The following is a 19,929-nucleotide window of genomic DNA, read 5'->3' as shown; positions in this document are numbered from 1 at the left end:
TGTGACGCTAGACACACATGACAACCAGCGCAATAGCGGTTTGCAGTTGTTGCTTATGACGCAATCATGCGGAGTGGAGGGCGTCCCGCGCGTCAGTCCGGATGATCTTCAGGTATTCGGCCATGGATTCCCCGAGATCGTCCGAGTACCGGGCGATCGGCATGGCGATGCTGAGCGATCCGTGCTGCCCGTCAATGCGTCCGAGGGAGACGGCGAAGGCGGCGATGCCGGGCTCACTCTCCTCGAAGTTCGTGGCGTATCCCCGCTCTCGGGTGCGCTCCAGCTCCTCGCGCAATTCCCCGAGGTCCACGTGGAGGGTGTGGCCGAGCCGGCCCAGCAGGGCCACTGAATAACGGGCCTCGACCTCTTCCCAGGGAAGCTCTGCCAGCATTGACTTGCCCTCGGAAGTGACATGCGCCGGGACCCGGGTGCCGACGCGGGAGCCGAATCTCAGCGGCTGGACCGACTCCAGGCAGTCCGGGTGGTGGACCTCGGTCCCGATGAGGCTGGCGAGATGGACGGTCTCCCCGGATTGTTCATAGAGGCGCTCGAGGAAGGGGCGGACTCGCTCCTTGAGGGAGGCCGTGTTCTCCGCAGTGCGCAGCAGGGCCGGTCCGGGGAAGTATCGGCGTTTCTCGCCCTGCCGTGCGAAGTCGTCACCCACCAGGGTCATCAACAGGCGTTGGGCCGTCGCCGGGTGGATGTCCACCGCCTGGGCCGCCTCGGTCACGCTGAGGGATCCCTCCTCTGAGATCAACTTGAGCAGGACCAGGGCCCGGTGAACGGACTCGACCCGCGGTGCGGGCTCACCGTTGTTGCGCATCACGCGATTCATCCTAACGACGGGCGGGAAAGACGGTCGGGGCGCCGTGGTGTGGCCGCGGCGTGATGCTCCGCCACGGTGGCGTCCAGATGGGCTCGGAACCTGGCCACGAGCTCGCGGGAGAATCGGGCGCTGGGCATGGCGATGCTCAGTCCCACGTGCTGTCCGTCTACCACGCCCAGGGATTGCCCAAAGGCGGCCACGCCGTCCTCACTCTCCCCGAAGTTCATTCCCAGCCCCTGCTGGCGGGTGGCCGCGACGGTCCGGTGGATCGCCTCCATGTCCTCCGGGCGCCGCACGCCCGCGGAGTTGTTCGGGTCCGAGAGGTAGCGATGGTCCAGCTCCTCCCTGCTCAGTGTCGCCAGGATGGCCTTGCCGGACGAGGTGATGTGAGCGGGCAGAACCACGCCGGTACGACCGCCGAAGCGCAGCGAGTGGGAGGTGTCCAGGATCCCGTCCACGTGGTGGGTGTGGCTGCCGATCAGTGTCACCAGGTGGACCGTCTCCCGGACCCTCAGGTACAGCCGCTCAAGGGTGGGGCGGAGCGTCACCTGCAGGGGCTCACGGGTCATGGCCTGGCCTGCCTGGAGGAACTCGGGCCCGGCAAGGTAGCGGCGGTGCTCGTCCTGCACGGCGAACCCGTCCGCCACCAGGGTGGCCAGTAGTCGCTGGGCGGAGGAGGGGTGCACACCCAGGGCCTCGGCAGCTTCGGTCACGCTCAGGCGCCCCCTCGCTGTGATCAGTTTCAGCAGCTGCAGCACCCGGTGGACCGACTGGACCTTCGGTGCCGCCGTCGATGTGTTGCGCATCATGCAATAACGGTAACTCATGATTGCGCAGAGTGTTCAGCCGTGATTAGGCTCACTCCGAACTCAACCGCTCCGGCCCCAGCGCCAGCATGCGAACCAGCACCAGACCCAGCAGTAGACGGAGACACCATGGACCCCCAGATTTCACATCCCGCCGGTGACGGTCCCGCGGACACCGGCCTGCGCACGGCCGTCGTCAGCGGCGGCGCCGGCGGCATCGGACGGGTGCTCTCCCGTCGACTCGCCGAGGAGGGCTATGCGGTGGTGGTTGCCGATGTCAACGAGTCCGCGGTCGAGGACGTGATGGCCGGACTGCCCCGGACGGGCCAGGCGGACCACCACGGCTTCGCCGGAGATCTCACGCAGTCAGCCACCAACCGTGAGCTGGCTGAGGTCGCCGCCGGAATCGCCCCCATCGGCGTGCTGGTCAACGCGGTGGGCATTTCCCCGAAGAGGGACGGTCAGAAGATCAGGTTCTTCGAGCTGGATGACGATCTGTGGAAGACCATCCTGGACGTCAATCTCAGCGCCCCGTTCTACCTGATGCGTGAGGCCTATCGCTTCATGCCGACGGACGGCACCGCCAGCATCGTGAACCTGCTGTCCATCACGGCCAAGACCGGCACGGGCGGCCCCGCCGACGCCACCTTCGTGCCCTACATCCCCAGCACCGTCGCCTACGGCGCCACGAAGGCCGCCCTGCACAACATGACCGTGAGCATCGCCCACGAGCTCGCCGACCGAAACATCCGCGTCAACGGCGTGTCCCCCGGCTTCGTGCAGACCGGCATGATGGGTGCCGTCCCGGTGGACCCGAAGATGCTCGCCCCGGTCCCGATGAACCGCTTCGCCCAGCCCGAGGAGATCGCCGACGCCGTGGCCTTCCTGGCCAGCAGCAAGGCCAGCTACATCACCGGTACCAGCCTGGACGTCAATGGAGGGTGGGCCACATGCTGACCGCCAACCCCAACGCCAACCCCACCACCGACGATGCCGGCCACGGCAGTACTGGACCGCACAGCGCCAGCCAGCGTGCCGTCGTCGTGGGCGCCTCCAGCGGTATGGGCGCGGCGATCGCCGCCCGGCTGGCCGACCGCGGCTACGCCGTGGCGGGCCTGGACCTGGTCACCGCGACCTGGCCGGAGGACTCGGCCGCGCACCACCGGATCCCGGTGGACGTCTCGGACGCCGGGTCGGTGGACCGTGCCCTCGGTGAAGCCGTTGAACGCCTGGGTGGACTGGAGATTGTGGTGAACTGCGCCGGGATCCTCGGTCCGGTGGCCCCCGCGGTCGAGACGAGCCAGGAGACCTTCGCCAAGATCATCGGCATCAACCTGGGCGGAGCCTTCGCCGTCACCCGGGCTGCCCTCACCCACCTGCTGCCGGCCGGGTACGGACGGATCGTGCACATCGCCTCCATCGCCGGCAAGGAGGGCAACCCCCAGATGGCCGCGTATTCCGCCTCCAAGGCCGGCGTGATCGGCATGGTGAAGTCGGTCGGACGCGAGACGGCGTCCTCCGGAGTGACCATCAACGCCGTGGCTCCCGCCTCCATCGAGACCCCGCTCATCGCCGGCATGACCGCCGAACGCCAACAGGTCCAGCGTTCGCTGATCCCCATGGGCCGGTTCGGCACCGTCCAGGAGATCGCCGCCCTGGTCGACTACATCGTTTCCCCCGACGCCTCGTTCACCACCGGATTCGTCTTCGACGCCTCCGGCGGACGAACCACCTACTGACAGATACAGGACTCCTTCATGAGTGCCACCACCCGCGGTGCCCGTGCGCCGAAGAAGAGCAACCAGGGCTTCAAATCCTCCCTCGCCGGATTCTTCGGCAGCGCCCTGGAGTACTACGACATGTACATCTACGCCTCGGCCTCGGCCTTGGTGTTCTCCCGGGTATTCTTTCCCGACGCCGGCGCCACCGGCCTGCTGCTCTCCCTCGCCACCTACGGCGTCGCCTACCTGGCACGCCCGCTGGGCGGGTTCCTGGCCGGGCACTTCGGTGACCGTTTCGGCCGCCGCAACGTCATGATCGCAACCCTGCTGATCATGGGCATCGCCACCTTCATCATCGGCTGCCTGCCCAGCTACAGTGCGATCGGCCTGTGGGCGCCTGCACTGCTGGTGCTCATGCGCCTGCTCCAGGGGTTGTCCGTGGGCGGCGAGCTGGCCGGTGCCGCCTCGCTGACTCTGGAGCATGCCCCGGAGAACCGCCGTGGCTTCTACACCTCCTGGCTCGTCTCCGGCATCTGGTTCGGCTACATCTTGGCCACCCTGGCCTTCCTCTGGGTGGCCGCCCTGCCGGACGAGGCCATCCAGACCTGGGGCTGGCGCGTCCCGTTCTGGGCCTCCGCCCTGATCGTGGTGCTCGGCCTGATCATCCGCCGCAGCCTGGAGGACCCGGAGGTCTTCACCGAGAAGAAGGCGAACAACGAGATCCCGAAGGCGCCCATTGGCGTGCTGCTGAAGCGCCAGCCGGTGGATGTGGTCCGCGTGATCTTCGCGGCCTTCCTCATCGTCATCAGCACCACCGTCCCCGTCTACGGCCTGACGTACGCCACCAATGTGGTGGGCATCGACGCCTCCGTGGTGCTGTGGACCACCTTGTTCGGCTACGCGACCGCCTTCTTCACCCAGCCCATGTTCGCGGCCCTCAGCGATCGCATCGGGCGTAAGCCGGTGTTGATCGTCGGCAACCTGATCGGCGCCGTTGCCGTGTGGCAGTTCTTCTGGGCCGTCGGTGAGGCCGACATCCCGATGATCTACCTGGGCATCTTCCTCACCATCACCGTGGCCTTCGCGTGCACCAACGCCGTCTACCCGGTGTTCTTCTCCGAGATGTTCAACGTGAAGTACCGCGTCAGCGGCATGGCGATCGGCCTGCAGCTGGGAATCGTGGTCACCGGCTTCTCGCCGACCATCATCCAGGCCATCTCCACCGCCAATGACGACGCGTGGTGGCCAGCCGCCGCCCTGACCAGCGTGGCCTGCATCATCTCCGCGATCGCCGTGGCCACTGCCAGGGAGACCTACAAGACCCCGCTGGCCGAGCTGGGCCGCCGGGACGAGGAGGACGAGATCGCAGACCAGGAAGCCGCAGCAGCACAGACAACCCAGACAGCACAGACAACCCAGACAGCACAGACAACCCAGACAGGAGCATCGGCATGAGCCGCACGGAACACCACGTGGATCTGGTGGTACTCGGCACCGGGATCGCCGGCCAGGTCACCGCGACCACCGCGGCCGAGGCCGGACTGAGCGTCGCCCTGCTGGAGAAGACGGATGCCCGGGGTGGGTCCTCGGTGATGAGCGGGGGATGGTTCGCCTTCTCCGGCACCGAGGAACAGGCGGCGAAGGAGGAGCAGGACTCCCGGGACCTGTTCCTGCAGGACCTGCTGGAAGTCGGCGACCACCTGAACCGGACCGACCTGCTGGAGACCTACCTGGACCGCCAGGACCAGACCTACCGCTGGCTCAAGGACCACGGAGTGGACTTCCGCGAGATCTCCATCAGCTCCGGCCAGTCAGCGAAGCGCAGCCACCTGACCGCCATCAAGGACGTCATCGCCGGACTGCACCGGGATTTCGAGGCCGCCGGCGGCCGGACTTATATGGAACACCGGGGCCACACCCTGGTACGCGGACAGGATGGGCGCGTGGCCGGCGTCGTGGCCTCCTCGCCGGACGGAGATGTCCGCTTCGACGCCCGAGGGGGCGTGGTGCTGGCCACCGGCGGATTCAGCCGGGGCACTGAGATGCTGCGCGTCTTCGCTCCGTATCAGCTCAACGCCATCCCCTATGGAGGCCGAGGCAACACCGGCGACGGTCTGCGCATGGCATGGAAGCTCGGGGCCGGCATGGCGGACATGTCCTTCGTGTCCGGCACCTACGGCTCCCACCCGGAGACCGGGGAGGAGTTCCATGAACTGCTCACCGCCTACTATCAGGGCGCGATCATCGTGAACCGGGACGGCCGGCGGTTCACGGACGAGTCCCAGTCCTACAAGACCCTGGGCCGTGACGTGCTGGAGCAGCCGGACGGCTTGGGCTTTGAGATCTTCGATGCCACTGTGCGGGCCCAGTCAGAGCCGGGGGTGCCACTCAAGGACATCGACGCCCTGGAGGACATCGGCCACGTACACCGTGCCGACACCCTGGAGGAGTTGGCGCAAGTGGCCGGCATCGATGCGGAGGCCCTGGTGCAGAGTGTGGCCGCCTACAACGCGGCCATCAGCGGCGAGGGAACGGACGAGGTGGGGCGCACCAGCCTGTGCAATGGAATCGGTGACCTGCTCCCCATCGTCGCGGCCCCCTTCTATGCCTACCCGGCGAAGTCGCTGATGACCACCACCTACTGCGGGGTGACCATCACCGCGGACGGTGCGGTGACGGACGTGGACGGTGACCCTATTGAGGGTCTCTACGCCGTGGGTGAGGTGACCGGTGGATTCCACGGGGCCGCCTACATGACCGGGACGTCCCTGGGCAAGGGCGCGGTCTTCGGCCACGCCATCGGCCAGGCGGTCGCGGACCGGCTGCTGGCTTCCTCGGCCGTAACCCCAACCCCAGCCCCAGCAGGTGGCCCGGCCCAGGGCAAGGAACAGGTTGCACGATGAGCGAGACCCTGACCACCGCCCCGGGCGAAGCAGGGCGCGAAACCCGGCAGGCCGACGTCGTGGTGGTGGGTTCCGGCGTGAGCGGATCCGCAGCCGCCCTGCAGGCCGCTCGGGCCGGTGCCCGAGTGGTCCTGGTGGAGAAGAACGCCAGCCCCGGGGGTTCCGCTGCGCTGTCCGCCGGGATGTTCTGGACGGCGCCGGACCTGCGGGCCTACAACCGGCGGATCCCACTGGGCAAGCCCGGCCACGGTGCCGCCCTGGTCAATGACTACGCCGAGGCCGTGGACGAACTGCGGTCCATGGGGGTGCGGGTGGCCGAGGAGCCGACCCGGGACATCATGACCTTCGGCATCGGCTATTCCACGGACATCCACGGCATCCTCGACTACTGCCGCCAACAGGTCCAGGCCCACGGCGGCGAGGTCCTCACGGGCACCCCGGTGGTCGACCTGCTGCTGGACGGCGACGTTCCCGGCACCGGAGTGGCGGGTGTGACCGTCCGCCGGCCCCATGGCGGCCTGCTGGAGATCCGGGCCGGTGCCGTGGTGCTGGCCACCGGTGGCTTCCAGGGCGACCCCGCGGAGCTGAACCGCCATATGGGCCCGAACGCCGACCGGCTGCTGTTCCGCTCCAACCCCGGCAGCGTGGGCGACGCCCTGCGGTTCGGCCGGCGGGCCGGTGCGGGCAGCTCCACTGGGATGAGCACGTTCTACGGGCACCTGCTGCCCTGGCCGGTACGGCAGTTCACGGCCGAGCAGTTCCTGCCCTATTCCCAGTACTACTCCGGTCACACGGTCCTGGTGAACCTGCGCGGCGAGCGGTTCACGGACGAGACCCTGGGAGATGAGCTGCTGAACCAGGACCTCACGTTCCAGCCCGAGGCCCGCGGCGTGCTGATCTTCGACGACCACGTGCGGCGGACGGAGGCCACCCAGGAGCCCTTCCCCGGGCTCGGCGTGGTGGACCGGTTCGCCACCGCGATCGAGGCCGGCGGTCGGCACAGTACCGCCGCGACCCTGGGGGAGTTGCTGGATGAGGTGTCCCGGTGGGGCGTGGACCGCGTTCATCTCGGCGCCACGCTCGAGGCCTACCGGCAGGCCGCCGAGAACGGCGGCGGCTCGGCACAGGGGATTCCGGTGGCCCCGGGCGCTCGTGCGCCCCAGACCGGCCCCTTCCACGCCCTGATGGTCCAGCCCTCCATCACCTTCACCTTCGGCGGACTGCCCACCAGCACTAACGGTGAGGTCCTGGACCCCGACGCGCGGCCGGTCCCCGGGCTCTTCGCCGCCGGGGCCGATGCCGGAGGCCTGTCCAACTACGGCTACGCCGGGGGCCTGGCGCCCGGATACATCACGGGCCGGTGGGCCGGGCGCGCCGCCGCTCGCGCGGCCCGCGCGTCCGACCAGAACGAGAATCGAGAGCAAGGGAAGCACGCATGAGCACCACAGTCGACGTCCTCATCATCGGGGGTGGCGGTGCCGGCATGTGTGCCGCCATCTCCGCCGCGACTTCCGGATCCAGCACCCTGATCCTGGAGAAGCAGCCCAAGGCCGGCGGGAGCACCGGCATGTCCGTGGGATCCTTCACGGCAGCCAACACCGCCTACCAGTACCGGGCCGGGGTCAATGACTCGATCGAGTACTTCATCGAGGACATGAAGGTCGCCAACGGTCAGTTCGAGGCCCGGGAGAACCAGAGCCTGCGGCGAATCCTGGCGGAGAATGCCGGACCGACCCTGGAATGGCTCTCGTCAATCGGCGTGGCCTTCATGGGACCCACCCCGGAGCCGCCCTATGAGAAGCCGCGCATGCACAACGTGCTGCCGAACTCCTCGGCCTACGTGTCCGCCCTGTCCAAGGAGTGTGCCAAGCGCGGGGTCACCATCAGGACCTCGATGCGGGTGGACGCGCTGTTGCGCAATGCCGCGGGAGAGATCATCGGGGCCCGCGCCAACGGTGAGGAGTTCTTCGGCCGCCAGGGCGTGGTGCTCGCCACCGGCGACTACTCCGCTTCCCGGGACCTGAAGTCCGAATTCGTCGGTGCGGACGCGGCCAACGTTCCGGCCGTGAACACGGGCAACACCGGGGATGGCATCAAGCTCGGTGCGGCTGCCGGCGGCACCATGGTGCAGATGGACCGGCTCTACGAGGGACTGCGCTTCGCCCCGTCCACGCGGCCGGACCTCATTAAATCCATCCCGTATCACCCGATCATGGCCAAGGCCGTGCGGTGGGCCGTAGACGTGCTGCCGAAGAGCCTGCTCGCAGTGATCATCCGCGGCGCCCTGACCAGCTGGATCGGCCCGAACAACACCATGTACCGGGCGGGGGCAATCCTGGTCAATGCCTCCGGCCAGCGCGTGGCCAACGAGGACTCGGACCAGACCATGGCCCGCGCCGTGGCAGCCGATCCCCGGAACGCCGGGTACATGGTGTTCGATGCGAGGGTCGCCCACGAGTTCTCGGCCTGGCCGAACCCGGTCTCGACCTTTCCCGGCGTGGCCTACGCCTATGTGGAGGACTACAAGCGGTTCCGCCCGGACGTCTACCACAAGGCGGACACCCTGGAGGAGCTCGCCGAGTCCATGGGCGTGGACGCCACGGCACTGCAGGACACCGTGCGGGAGTGGAACACGGTGACTGACACCGGCCAGGACGAGGCCTTCGGCCGGGAGCACTTCGGCGGCCCCATCCAGGAGGGCCCCTTCTACGCGCTCGGGCCGATGAACGCCTACATCACCTTGGCCGACGGTGGCCTGGCCGTGGACGACGACCTCCAGGTCATCACCGAGTCCGGCGAGCAGGTACCCGGTCTCTGGGCTGCGGGATCTACCGGTCAGGGCGGCCTCCAGCTGCTCAACCACGGTCTGCACATCGGCTGGGCCATGGTGTCCGGTCGGATCGTCGGTCGCAAGGTGGCCGTCAGCCCCGCCCGTGCGGACCTGACCCCGGCCGACGCGGTCACCGCATGGGACACCGGTTCGGTGCACGCCGTCCAGTGAATCAGCCGGCGATCCGGACCCACACCGCGTCTGGTGGCACCCTTGGGAATGATGGACATCCAGCACCCCAAAGGTGCCACCACACAGTGTTCTCTATTGCAGACAGAACCGACCTTCCAGCATGAGGGCACGGCAGGGCGCTGATCTCTCGAGCCCGCCTAGAAGTAAGTACTCATCACTGCCTCCGAGGCGTGGTGATCGGTCAACGGCCACCGGCGTTCAGTGCTGCTCCGGAAGACCATCGCGCAGTCGACCCGCCACTTGCCAGGGATTCGAATCGCGAGTCGATTCAGGTAATAGCTGCTCCGGGAAGTCCTGATAGGCAACCGGACGCAGGAAGCGGTCGATGGCAGCCGACCCTACGGACGTCGACCGTGAGTCAGACGTCGCCGGGTAGGGGCCGCCATGGACGACCGCGTGGCCGACTTCCACGCCTGTGGGCCAGCCGTTAACGACGATGCGCCCGACCTTCTCCTCGAGGACCGGGAGGACCGTGGACGCAGCCTCGTAGTCCTTCTCCGTCAGCTGGAGGGTCGCCGTGAGCTGGCCCTCGAGTGATTCCAGGACCTCCTGAAGCTGCCCGAGATCTGCGTAACGGACGATCAGGGCAGCTGCTCCGAAAATCTCGGCGTGACAGGCCTCGTTGGCCAGGAACACGTCCGACGTGGTGGCGAACGCGAGCGGTGCCGGTGCGTTCTCGGTTTCCCCTCGAGTGCCCGACGCGATCTTCTCCACCCCGGCCTGCCGGCCGAGCTCGGAGACGCCATCCGCCCAGGACTGCGCGATGGATGGACTCAGCATGGTCTGACCATTGCGCTCAGACAAGATCTGCCCGATCCTTTCGACCAAGCTGTCACCAGGCTCACGGGCGGGGACCAGCAGGATGCCGGGGACAGTGCAGAGCTGGCCGGAGGAACTGGTCAGCGAATTCACGAAGCCCGTGGCGAGGGCCTCCAGATCGGTTCCGAGCTTCCCCTCGAAGACCACCACAGGGTTGATGGCGCTCATCTCGGCGTAGACGGGAATGGGCTCCGGGCGACTGTTTGCCACATTGATGAGGGCGGTCCCACCCGAGCGAGAGCCGGTGAATCCCACGGCCTTCATAGCCGGATGGGCCACGAGGGCCTGACCGATCTCCGAGCCCCTGCCGTAGAGGAGGGCGAACACGCCTGGATCCAGGTCGTGTTCGGTAACGGCCCGCACGATGGCCTTGCCGACGATCTCCGAGAGACCCGGGTGGGCGTTGTGCGCTTTGACGATGACGGGGCAACCAGCGGCCAGAGCTGACGCCGTGTCACCGCCGGCCACGGAGAACGCCAAGGGGAAATTGCTGGCTCCGAAGACGGCAACCGGCCCGAGCGGCACGCGCCGCTGGCGCAAGTCCACACGCGGCGCCGGCGTACGGTCCGGTTGGGCCGGGTCGATGCGCACCGCATGGTGGACTCCATCGTGCAGGACGGAGGCGAACATCCTCAGCTGAGCGGTAGTCCGGGCCAGCTCGCCCTGGAGGCGAGCCTCTGGAAGCCCGGTCTCGAGTTGCCCCCGCTCGACGATCGCCTCGGCATCAGCCTCCAGGTTTCCGGCGATGGACTCCAAGAAACGGGCCCGGGCCTCCGGCGCCAGCGAGCGGTAGGGACGGAACGCCCTGGCCGCAGCCACGGCTGCCGTCTCGACCTGGTCTCGGGAGGCGTAGGCATAGCTGGGCTCCAGCGACTCACCGGTGGCCGGGTTCACGGCCTGAAGGGCGCCGCCCGGGTTCGTAATTTCCTGGCCATCGATGAGCAGGCTGCCGTTAAGGTTCAACAAGGGGTCTTCTCCAATTGGTCTCAAGGGCGTGGTGGCCCAGTGCGTATTGTGCGGGGTTGATGATTGTCAGGGGGCTGTGTGGAGCTGCCCAGGGGACTGCCAATAGCCTGCAGTCGGGTGGATCATGACCTTGACCGCGCCGGGATCTCTGGCCTGGGTGTCAAAGGCCTCGGAGGTCTCTGACAGCGGGAAGTGGTGGGTCACGAGCCGGTCCACGTCCAGACGGCCAGACGCGATGTAGTCGATGACCGCCGGCCATGTGTGCGCATAACGGTTCACGGTGACGAAGGTCAGTTCCTTGGAGAAGAGGGCGGGGAACGGGACCCTGACGTACTCCTGATGGGAGATGCCGACCATGGCCACCCAGCCGCCGGGGGCCATGGTGTCCAACGCCGCGTGGAGTGCTGACTCGTTGCCACTGCATTCGAGGAGGACGTCAACGTCGGCCACCTCGTCGCACACCTCCAGCCCACAGTCGCGGGCGACTTCACGGCGGTTCGTGTCGATGTCCGTGATCGTGACCCGGCCCGCTCCGAGTGTCTCGGCCATGAGGCCTGCCAGGATTCCGACGGGGCCAGCTCCCGTCACGTGGACACGGTCCCCGGGCTGGAGCTTTACCCGTCGGCAGGCCCAGAGGCCCACGGATGCCGGTTCCACCAGTGCGGCCTGGTCGAAGGTCATCGAGTCGGGGACCGGGAACACGCAGTTCTCGTCGATCGCGATCCGCTCGGCCAGGCAACCGTCGTGTGGCGGCGTGGCCAGGAACGCGAGGTCGGGGCAGAGATGATAGCTGCCCTGCCGGCACTGGCTGCAGCGGTAGCACGGGGTGCCGGGCTCTACGGCGACTCGGCGGTGGAGTAGCGCGGGATCTGCCGCGCTGCCCACCTGGACGACAACCCCGGCCGTCTCGTGTCCGAGGACAAACGGCGTGGTCACCGTCCAGGCCCCGATGCGGCCGTGGTGGAGGTATGCGGCGTCAGAACCACAGATGCCCACGCTATGGATCTCGACTACGACCTGGTGTGGTTCCGGCACAGGAGCTGGGAGCCGAGTGTTCTCGAGACGGCCCACGTCGGTCATGACCACCGCCTGAACGGTGGATTCTGCCACGCTGGCTTCAGACAAGGGTGTAACCGCCGTCCATCAGCAGCTCGGAGCCGAGGAAGTAGGACGACCGGTTGGAGAGCAGGAAGGACACGGCCTCCGCCACCTCTGCTGCGTGCGCGAGCCGGCCGGCCGGGATGTGCTCCGTCCAGGAAGCGACCTGGTGCTGCTTCTTCTCCAGCAGAGGCGTGGCCACGTAGCCGGGGGAGACTGCATTGACACGAACACCGCGTCCACCCCACTCGGCAGCCAGGGAACGGACAAGTGCCGAGACGCCCGCCTTCGACGCGTTGTAGGCGCATTGGTTCTGAGGCCGGTTCACCGTGTGGTTCCCGCTCATGGAGCTGATAGCGACTAGTGAGCCGCTGCCTTGCGTGAGCATGTGTCGACCGGCCGATGTCAGGGTATGGAAGACACCGGTGAGGTTCACGCTCAGGATCCGATTAAACTCGGTAGAGGACATGTCCTCTGCGGCCACATCATCCTCGACGATTCCGGCGCCCGCGACGACCCCGTCGATCCGACCGGCGGTCTCGAGGATCTCTGCGAATGCTCGCTCCACCGAACCGCCATCGGTGACGTCAACGTGCAGGGCGTCTGGCCCCGTGGAGTTCAGGTCCAACCTGAAGACGCGGTGGCCCTGCTGCTCCAGGAGGTCGCAGACCGCATGGCCGATCCCGCCGTTGGCACCGGTCATGGCCATCACACGGCGCACCGGAGTCTCGTTGTGGGGTGTCATGGTGTGCGGCTCCCTAGTTCCCTGGGTCATTCGGCCGCTTGGCGACGGCGGACGCGGATCGCGTCCACGATCACCGCGAGGAAGATCATGGCGCCGCCGACCACACCGACATAGTAGGCATCGATGTTGATGACCTGGAGGCCGACCTGGACGACCGTGAGCAGTAGTACGCCTCCGAGGATTCCGATGGTGGCACCACGACCGCCGGTCAGCGCCACACCCCCGATGACTGGCGCGGCGATCGCGTACAGCAACATGTCCGACGAACCCAGAGTGGGGTTGACGCCGCCGAGGTACGCGGTGGTCAGCCAGCCGGCCACCGCGGCCAGCAGCCCGGAGAACGTGAACGTGGCGATCACGAGGTTCTTGGTGTTGATGCCGGCTGCATAGGCGGCACGGCGATTTCCGCCCGCGGCATAGATCTTGCGCCCCATGGGGGTCCGATAGAGGAAGACGGTGACGGCAACGAAAAGCAGCACCAGGGCAATCGGCATGACCGGCCACGTGGCGATGCGGCCCTGACCGAGCCAGGTGAAGGCCTGCTCCGTGATGGAGACGGTCTGGCCACGGGTTATCGCGAGGACGCCTCCGCCGAGGACGAGCCCCATGGCCAAGGTCTCGATCAGTGAGGTCATGCGCAGTTTGGCCACACAGATCCCGTTGATGAACCCGATCAGGGCGCCGATACCCAAGACGATCAGAATGCCGAGGAATCCGGGAACACCGTTTTGCATGGCCACGGCCCCCACGGCTCCGCTGAAGCCCAGGATTCCGACGACGGACAGGTCGATCTCACCCAGGAGCATGCACATGGCGATGGCGACGCCCAGGAATCCCAGGGTAGTGGCCTGGACCAGGATGTTCTGAAAGTTCGGCACGGACAGGAAGAACGGATTCATCAGCGCGCCGATCAGTACGAAGACCACGAGCAGGATCCAGACGATGTTGTCCAGGGCGAAGTCGATCCAACGTTTCTTGACCTTGGGGGTGTCCTTGGACGTGTGATTAACCGGGGAGGACCCCTTCGCGTCGGTGGGTTCCGACTGCACTGGAGGTTGTTGCAGTTCGAAGGTATTGGCCACGTTGTGTCCTTTCGGAAGCAGCTGCATCAGGCAGCTGTGGAGGTGTCTGAAGACTGGTGATTCAGGTGCAGGAGGATGTTGTCCGGGGAAATGTCCTCACCTGTCAGGCTTGCGACGATTCGCCCGTCCTGGAAGGTGAGCACACGGTCGACGACGCGGACCATCTCGTCGATGTCATACGCGAGGACGATCACGGAGGTGCCGGCCTCAGTGAGGTCGTTGATGATCCGGTGGATCTCCTCCTTGGCTGCAACATCGACACCAAGAGTGGGCTCGTCCAAGATGAGGAGCTCCGGGTTGACCGCCATGATGCGACTCAGCAGGATCTTCTGCTGATTTCCGCCGGACAGCTGTTCGATGGCCTGACCGGGTCCAGAGACCCGAAACCTCATCCGTCGGTGGAAGGCCTCGTAGGTGTCCCGGATTGACTTTCGGTCGATCAGGCCGCCCTTGCTGGGCCATCGGCCCGTCACGATCGACTCGCTGACAGAGAAGGGGCCGACGATACCCTCGCCGTGACGGTCGTTCGTCAAGTACTCGATGCCGGCATCCGTGGCCGCCTTGACCGAGCCGCTGCTGACCTCCTTACCGTTGATCTCGATCCGGGTGACCTCCGGCACGGTGAGCCCGCCCAACGCCCGGGCGGTCTCCTGGGCTCCGGAGCCAGGCAGGCCCACCAGTCCGAGCACCTCCCCCTTGCCCACCGTAAAGTCCACTGGTCCCGTGTCGCCGATGCGCAGCCCTTGGACCCGCACCTTGGTCTCCACGGAATCCCTCCGATCCCGGACGTACTCGTCAACGGCACCGCCGACGACCAGCTCGGAGATCTGATGGGCAGTCATCGCCGAAGGATCGGTCTTGTCCGCGACCACGTGCCCGTCGCGGAGGACCGTCACCGTGTTGCAGATCGCGCGGATCTCGCTGGAATAGTGGGAGATGAATGCAAAGGTCTGGCCCTTGGCGTTCAGGGACCGCATCCACGTGAACAGCGATTCGCGCTCGATCTGGCTGAGCGCCGTCGTCGGCTCGTCGAGCATGGCGAACGAGCCGTCGTCCACCAAGGTCCGGACGATGGTCAATCGACGTTGATCGGGGGTACTCAGGTCACCTGCGCGGGCCTCGACGTCGAAGTGCAGGTCGTACTTGGCCAGGAGCTCCGTGGCCATAGTCCGCAGCCGCTTCTTGTTCAGGAGCATTCCGGAGGTCGGATAGTCGGGAAGGACCAGATTCTCCGCGACGCTCAGCTCCGGGACGATTTCCGCATGCTGGGGGAGCAGGTTGATGCCGGCCTTACGGCGGCGGGCCAATGGCCAGTCCGTGATGTCGACCCCCTTGAAGAGCACCTGTCCGGACGTGGGGCGTTCGGAGCCGGCGATGATCTTGACTATGGTCGACTTCCCGGCGCCGTTCTTGCCGAGAAAACCATGGATGGAACCGGACTCGACGATCAGGTCGGTCGAGTCGAGGGCAGTGAACGTGCCGTATCTTTTGCTGAGGTTCCGGACTTCCAGGAATGGGGCGTCAGTCTGCGTCACTGCTTCATTCCCCATTTCGTCTCCACGTAGTTGGCCCAGTGGCGCGGATCTTCCACGTTGTCCGCGTCGATGTAATAGGGCGGGATGACACAGGACGGTCCCTGCTCCGTCTGCTCGATCGGGGCGGACTCCCAGTAGTAGTCGGCGTTCTCGTAAGTTCCGGTGGGGACGGCGTTGCCCTTCGCCGAGTGCTCGAACAGCATCTCGACGCAGATGTTTCCGTAAGCCACCGGGTCCTGGGAGACAGCAGCGTCCAGGATGCCGTCGCGGATCCAGCCCAGGGACTGCGGCTCCCCGTCGATGGACGTGAGGAACACGTGGGTGTCCGCGGTCGGGTCACCGGTGCGCTTCTCGGCTTGCAGGGTGGTCACGATGCCGCGGGTGATTGCGTCGCTGGGAGCGTGGGCGGCATCCAGGTCCGCGTGCTCCGAGAGTGTCGCCCCCGCCACCGAGCGAGCGTTCGCCTCGTCTCCCTCGGTCGGACGAGAGAGCAGCGTGATGCCGTCATGCTTGCCGAGGACCGCTTCGAAGCCCTCCTTGCGGGCCCGCCAGGCCGAGGAGGTAAGGGCACCATAGGCATTGAGGACCTTGCCCTTCGGCTCGCCGTAACGCTCTGTCAGTAGCTCCACGGTCCGCTCGGCCGCCATCTCCCCGGCGCGGTAGTTGTCGAAGGCGATGGTGAAGTCCGCCTCGCCCTGGGTGAGCGGGGTATCGACGATCCCTACCGGGATGCCGCGGTCCTTGGACTGTTTGACGACCGAGGCGAGGCCTTCCGAATCAATGGGGTCTGCGATCATCATGACCGGGGAGGACACCAGGAGAGAATTCCAATCGTTGAACTGCTGGTTGGAATCGTGGTTGGCGTTGGTCGTCTGAAAACTCAGTCCGAGCTCTTCCGACTTGCGCTTGATCGCCTCGTTCTGGGTGACGAAGAAGAAATAGTTCATGCCCTTGTTTGCGAAGGCTGCGACACCGCCCCCGCCTCCGGAAGCGCTGCTGGCACCGCTGGCGCCGGCTTGTGCCCCGCTTCCGCAGGCGGCCAGGATCGGCATTGCGGAAACGCCGAGCAGGCCAAAGCTGAAGGCGCGACGACTGACATTGCGATGTCCAGTGGTCATGGTTGTCTCCTAGTTGGGTGGTGATACTGGGGATGGGCACAGCGATTAGCGGCCGTGTCCGTCGTCGGATCAGGCCGAGTGGGCAGTCAACAGCTCGTCTACTCGTCCGTCTGGTCTGCGGGTGTTACGGGTGACCAGCGGCGTAGCAGGCGCATCAAGTGGTGTTCAATGGCCTGGCGCGCGGCCAGGGTGTCTGCCTGGCTGATGGCCCGGAGGATCGTTTCGTGTTCCTCGACGGTCCGACCTGGGTTGGAGGGGTACCCCTCCCGCGTCGAGTAGTACTTGCGGAGAAAATGGTTGATTGGTTGGCTCACCAGTTCCAAATAGGGATTCCCGCTGGCCTTCGCCAGGATCTCGTGGAAGCGGACATCCTGGTCCAGGAACGCCAGCCGGTCACGGACCCCGTCCGGGGTGATGAGCCGTTTGCCGGCATCGATGCAGGCGCCCAGTTCCGCGATCTGCGCCTCCGTCACGTTCAAGGCGGCCGAAGTGGAGACCTGTACGTCAATCGCGAAACGCAGCTCGAGCAATTGGGGGAAGCTGCCTTGGCTCGCCTCCATCTGGAGGGCGAACTGTTCGGCGACGATCGAGCCGTCGAACTCGGCCACTTCCGTGCCCCTGCCAGGGGTGACGGTCACCAGCCCGCGCTGGACGAGTGTGTGGACAGCTTCGCGCAGCACGGTACGGCTGACGTTGAAGCGTTCCATTAACTGGACTTCGGTTGGGAGCTTGCGTCCCGCCGTGAGGCCTTCGCGCAGGATGTCCGACTGGATCTCATCGGCCACCTGCTCGGAGAGTCTCTTGCGCTGGTTGGTTTCTGCTGGCATGCGACAAAGGTACGACGAATGAGCTGGTGCTTCAAGCACATTTGGTGAATTGGACCACAATTTGTTTTCAGGAGCCGCTGTAGTCCGGGGTTCTTGGAGAACTTGCTTCACGCTTGACCCTGTGAATCATCTGATGTTAGATCTTCCTGTACGACGAATGTCGCAGCGGATCTCGTCTGAAATATCCGCCCACATCTGCCTCAGTCCCACCGGATGAGGGCCCAAGGCCTTTTGTTGGATCGCAGGATGGCACCTCGTCGCCGACCGATGTCCCCTTTTCCCAAGGAACCCCCATGCCCGCAATTTCACGACTGGTCTCCACTCAGGACGTCCTTCCAGCAGATTCCAACGCGCTCCTCGTGGGCCGTCTGTCCGTTCCGGAAGTCGGGCCTGCGCTGGTGGCCGTACACGGCGATCGTCTCGTCGACATCACGTCAGCCGGCCCGACCATGAGCGATTTGCTGGACCGAGAGGACGTCCCGGGCGCTGTCCGTGAGGCGCTCGGTTCCGGCGCTCAGAGTTGGTCGGTGGCTGAGGTGCTGCGAGCCAGCATGGCCGGGGAGGCGGCTGCTGCGACGCTATTGGCCCCCTTCGACCTCTCTGCCGTCAAGGCTGCTGGCGTCACCTTCGCCAAGAGCATGGTGGAACGTGTCATCGAGGAGCATGCACGCGGAGACCTGGCGGCAGCCGAGGGCATCCGAAAGCGTCTCGGGCCGGTCATCGAGAACGCTACGAGCGTTGTCCCCGGTTCGGAGGAGGCCGCCCGCATTAAGGAGAGCATGGTGGCCGAGGGGCTATGGTCCCAATATCTCGAGGTCGGGATCGGCCCGGACCCGGAAATCTTCTCGAAGGCCCAGGTGCTGTCCTCCGTGGGTTTCGGCGCTCACATCGGGGTCCTGGAGCGCTCCACCTGGAACAACCCAGAGCCCGAAGTGGTCCTCGCCGTCAACTCAAGGGGCCAGGCCGTCGGTGCGACCCTGGGCAATGACGTCAACCTCCGTGACTTCGAGGGGCGCAGTGCGCTGTTGCTGACCGAGGCCAAGGACAACAACGCCTCCAGCTCTATGGGTCCCTTCATCCGAGTGTTTGATGAGGGTTTCACCCTGTCCGACCTTCGCGACACGTCGGTGAGGATGTCGATCCACGGTGAGGACGGCTTCACGCTGTCCGCCGTGTCCCGCGTCTCGGAGATGAGCCGAACCTTCGAGGAGCTGATCTCGCATGCGTGGGGGAGTCACCACCAGTACCCAGACGGATTCGCCCTCTACACCGGCACCATGTTCGCCCCGACCGAGGACCGTGACGTCCCCGGCGATGGCTTCACCCACCACAGGGGAGACCAGGTGCTCATCCACAGTGAGGCTCTCGGGACCCTGGCCAATACGGTCACCACGTCCGAGGACGCCGCACCCTGGACCTTCGGAATCCGCGAGTTCATGGCGAACCTCGCCGCCCGGGGGGTGCTCAAGTGAGCCCCATGAAGATCGTTGTCACCGACCACGCCTTTGGAGACGTCAGGCAGGAACGAGAACTCGCCGAGGCTATCGGAGCTGACTTCTCCGTTTTTCAGTGCACGACTCCGGAGGAGACAATCCGTGCCGTGTCCGGGGCGGACGCCGTCATCACGAACTTCGCCCCCATGGGACGGGAGCAGATGGCCGCCATGAACCGCGGCGGGACCGTCATCCGATACGGGGTCGGGGTGGACAGTGTGGACCTGGAGGCCGCGCGGGACCTGGGCGTCAATGTGGCCAATGTCCCGGACTATGGCATCGACACCGTGGCGGATCACGCCGCAGCCATGATGCTTGCGCTGCTGCGGCGGCTGCCGCACTACACGACCCAGATCCGTGACAAGGGCTGGGTGGCTCCGGTCCAGGTTGGGCCCCTGACGTCATTCGGGCGCATCACGATCGGCCTTCTCGGGGTCGGACGAATCTCCTGTGCCCTGGCGGACCGCCTGCATCCCTTCGGGTTCCGGATCGTGGGCTATGACCCGTACACGAATCCAGAGGCGGCGGCCGAACATCATGTGGAACTGCTGTCCCTGGACGAGGTACTGGCCTCCGCTCAGGGGTTCAGCCTGCATTTGCCGGCCACTCCAGAAACAGTGCGTCTGATCAACAAGGACACGCTGGCCAAGATGCCCCGGGGAGCAGTGATCGTCAATACCAGCCGCGGTCCGATCGTGGACGAGGAGGCGTTGGCGGAGGCCATCCGTGACGGGCGGATCGCCGGAGCCGGACTCGATGTCTTCGACCCGGAGCCCCTGGCCGACAACTCGCCGCTGAGGAACCTGACCGAGGTCATCCTGACTCCGCATGCGGCGTTCTATTCCAGTGAATCCATCGATAACCTCCAGCGGCTGGCCGGCGAGGAAGCGGTCCGCGGCGTACTGGGACAGGCCCTGCGCTGCCCCGTGGCCATTCCCGGAACCCGCTGACCGTCCCTGTGAAAGGAC

The 19,929-nt window shown here is 66.1% G+C and carries 17 protein-coding genes; 8 read left to right on the top strand and 9 right to left on the bottom strand.

The features are described from left to right. Positions 1 to 64 precede the first annotated feature (64 nt). Both BOSE125_RS09865 and BOSE125_RS09860 read right to left on the bottom strand, forming a co-directional pair. The gene (locus BOSE125_RS09865) at positions 65 to 823 is read right to left on the bottom strand and encodes an IclR family transcriptional regulator (protein ID WP_236558170.1); all 759 of its coding nucleotides are present in this window, start codon (positions 821 to 823) and stop codon (positions 65 to 67) included. Positions 824 to 831: 8 nt separating this feature from the next. Continuing rightward, complete coding sequence (locus BOSE125_RS09860; RefSeq protein ID WP_159552158.1) at positions 832 to 1,635, bottom strand: IclR family transcriptional regulator; 804 nt, start codon at positions 1,633 to 1,635, stop codon at positions 832 to 834. Positions 1,636 to 1,761: 126 nt separating this feature from the next. On the opposite strand from BOSE125_RS09860, the gene BOSE125_RS09855 reads away from it, so the two are divergent. The 6 genes from BOSE125_RS09855 to BOSE125_RS09830 are packed head-to-tail and all read left to right on the top strand — an operon-like array spanning position 1,762 to position 9,257. Next, complete coding sequence (locus BOSE125_RS09855) at positions 1,762 to 2,589, top strand: SDR family NAD(P)-dependent oxidoreductase (RefSeq protein WP_159552156.1); 828 nt, start codon at positions 1,762 to 1,764, stop codon at positions 2,587 to 2,589. Further along, positions 2,583 to 3,371, top strand: a complete 789-nt coding sequence (locus BOSE125_RS09850) for an SDR family NAD(P)-dependent oxidoreductase (protein ID WP_159552154.1) — start codon at positions 2,583 to 2,585, stop codon at positions 3,369 to 3,371. Before BOSE125_RS09855 ends, BOSE125_RS09850 begins: the two co-directional genes overlap by 7 nt. An 18-nt stretch (positions 3,372 to 3,389) precedes the next feature. Further along, the gene (locus tag BOSE125_RS09845; RefSeq protein WP_159552152.1) at positions 3,390 to 4,808 is read left to right on the top strand and encodes an MFS transporter; all 1,419 of its coding nucleotides are present in this window, start codon (positions 3,390 to 3,392) and stop codon (positions 4,806 to 4,808) included. Next, a complete protein-coding gene (locus BOSE125_RS09840) occupies positions 4,805 to 6,256 on the top strand; it encodes an FAD-dependent oxidoreductase (protein WP_159552150.1) in 1,452 nt (483 codons plus the stop codon). Before BOSE125_RS09845 ends, BOSE125_RS09840 begins: the two co-directional genes overlap by 4 nt. Further along, on the top strand, positions 6,253 to 7,695 hold the full coding sequence (locus tag BOSE125_RS09835; RefSeq protein WP_159552148.1) for an FAD-dependent oxidoreductase: 1,443 nt from the start codon (positions 6,253 to 6,255) through the stop codon (positions 7,693 to 7,695). Before BOSE125_RS09840 ends, BOSE125_RS09835 begins: the two co-directional genes overlap by 4 nt. Next, complete coding sequence (locus tag BOSE125_RS09830; RefSeq protein WP_159552146.1) at positions 7,692 to 9,257, top strand: FAD-dependent oxidoreductase; 1,566 nt, start codon at positions 7,692 to 7,694, stop codon at positions 9,255 to 9,257. Before BOSE125_RS09835 ends, BOSE125_RS09830 begins: the two co-directional genes overlap by 4 nt. 219 nt (positions 9,258 to 9,476) lie before the next feature. Here BOSE125_RS09830 and BOSE125_RS09825 read toward each other — a convergent pair whose 3' ends face one another. From BOSE125_RS09825 to BOSE125_RS09795, 7 genes are all read right to left on the bottom strand, one after another. Continuing rightward, complete coding sequence (locus BOSE125_RS09825) at positions 9,477 to 11,063, bottom strand: aldehyde dehydrogenase (NADP(+)) (protein ID WP_371300585.1); 1,587 nt, start codon at positions 11,061 to 11,063, stop codon at positions 9,477 to 9,479. Positions 11,064 to 11,129: 66 nt separating this feature from the next. Beyond that, positions 11,130 to 12,173, bottom strand: coding sequence for an NAD(P)-dependent alcohol dehydrogenase (locus BOSE125_RS09820; RefSeq protein WP_159552144.1), 1,044 nt, complete (start codon positions 12,171 to 12,173; stop codon positions 11,130 to 11,132). Positions 12,174 to 12,180: 7 nt separating this feature from the next. Beyond that, positions 12,181 to 12,906, bottom strand: coding sequence for an SDR family oxidoreductase (locus tag BOSE125_RS09815; protein ID WP_159552142.1), 726 nt, complete (start codon positions 12,904 to 12,906; stop codon positions 12,181 to 12,183). Between the two features lie 26 nt (positions 12,907 to 12,932). Then, positions 12,933 to 13,988, bottom strand: a complete 1,056-nt coding sequence (locus tag BOSE125_RS09810; RefSeq protein ID WP_159552140.1) for an ABC transporter permease — start codon at positions 13,986 to 13,988, stop codon at positions 12,933 to 12,935. Between the two features lie 26 nt (positions 13,989 to 14,014). Further along, on the bottom strand, positions 14,015 to 15,523 hold the full coding sequence (locus BOSE125_RS09805; protein ID WP_159552138.1) for a sugar ABC transporter ATP-binding protein: 1,509 nt from the start codon (positions 15,521 to 15,523) through the stop codon (positions 14,015 to 14,017). Beyond that, positions 15,520 to 16,641, bottom strand: coding sequence for a sugar ABC transporter substrate-binding protein (locus BOSE125_RS09800; protein ID WP_201301174.1), 1,122 nt, complete (start codon positions 16,639 to 16,641; stop codon positions 15,520 to 15,522). Before BOSE125_RS09800 ends, BOSE125_RS09805 begins: the two co-directional genes overlap by 4 nt. Before the next feature lie 98 nt (positions 16,642 to 16,739). After that, positions 16,740 to 17,468, bottom strand: coding sequence for a FadR/GntR family transcriptional regulator (locus BOSE125_RS09795; RefSeq protein WP_159552136.1), 729 nt, complete (start codon positions 17,466 to 17,468; stop codon positions 16,740 to 16,742). A gap of 293 nt (positions 17,469 to 17,761) precedes the next feature. On the opposite strand from BOSE125_RS09795, the gene BOSE125_RS09790 reads away from it, so the two are divergent. Both BOSE125_RS09790 and BOSE125_RS09785 read left to right on the top strand, forming a co-directional pair. Next, positions 17,762 to 18,940, top strand: coding sequence for a fumarylacetoacetate hydrolase family protein (locus tag BOSE125_RS09790; protein WP_159552134.1), 1,179 nt, complete (start codon positions 17,762 to 17,764; stop codon positions 18,938 to 18,940). A gap of 5 nt (positions 18,941 to 18,945) precedes the next feature. Next, on the top strand, positions 18,946 to 19,911 hold the full coding sequence (locus tag BOSE125_RS09785) for a C-terminal binding protein (RefSeq protein WP_159552132.1): 966 nt from the start codon (positions 18,946 to 18,948) through the stop codon (positions 19,909 to 19,911). Positions 19,912 to 19,929 lie beyond the last annotated feature (18 nt).

The sequence above is a fragment of the Citricoccus sp. K5 genome (assembly GCF_902506195.1).
In the GTDB taxonomy this organism is placed as follows: Bacteria; Actinomycetota; Actinomycetes; order Actinomycetales; family Micrococcaceae; genus Citricoccus.
The sequence above is the reverse complement of the archived record's forward strand: the minus strand, read 5'-3'. Positions and strand labels throughout refer to the sequence as shown.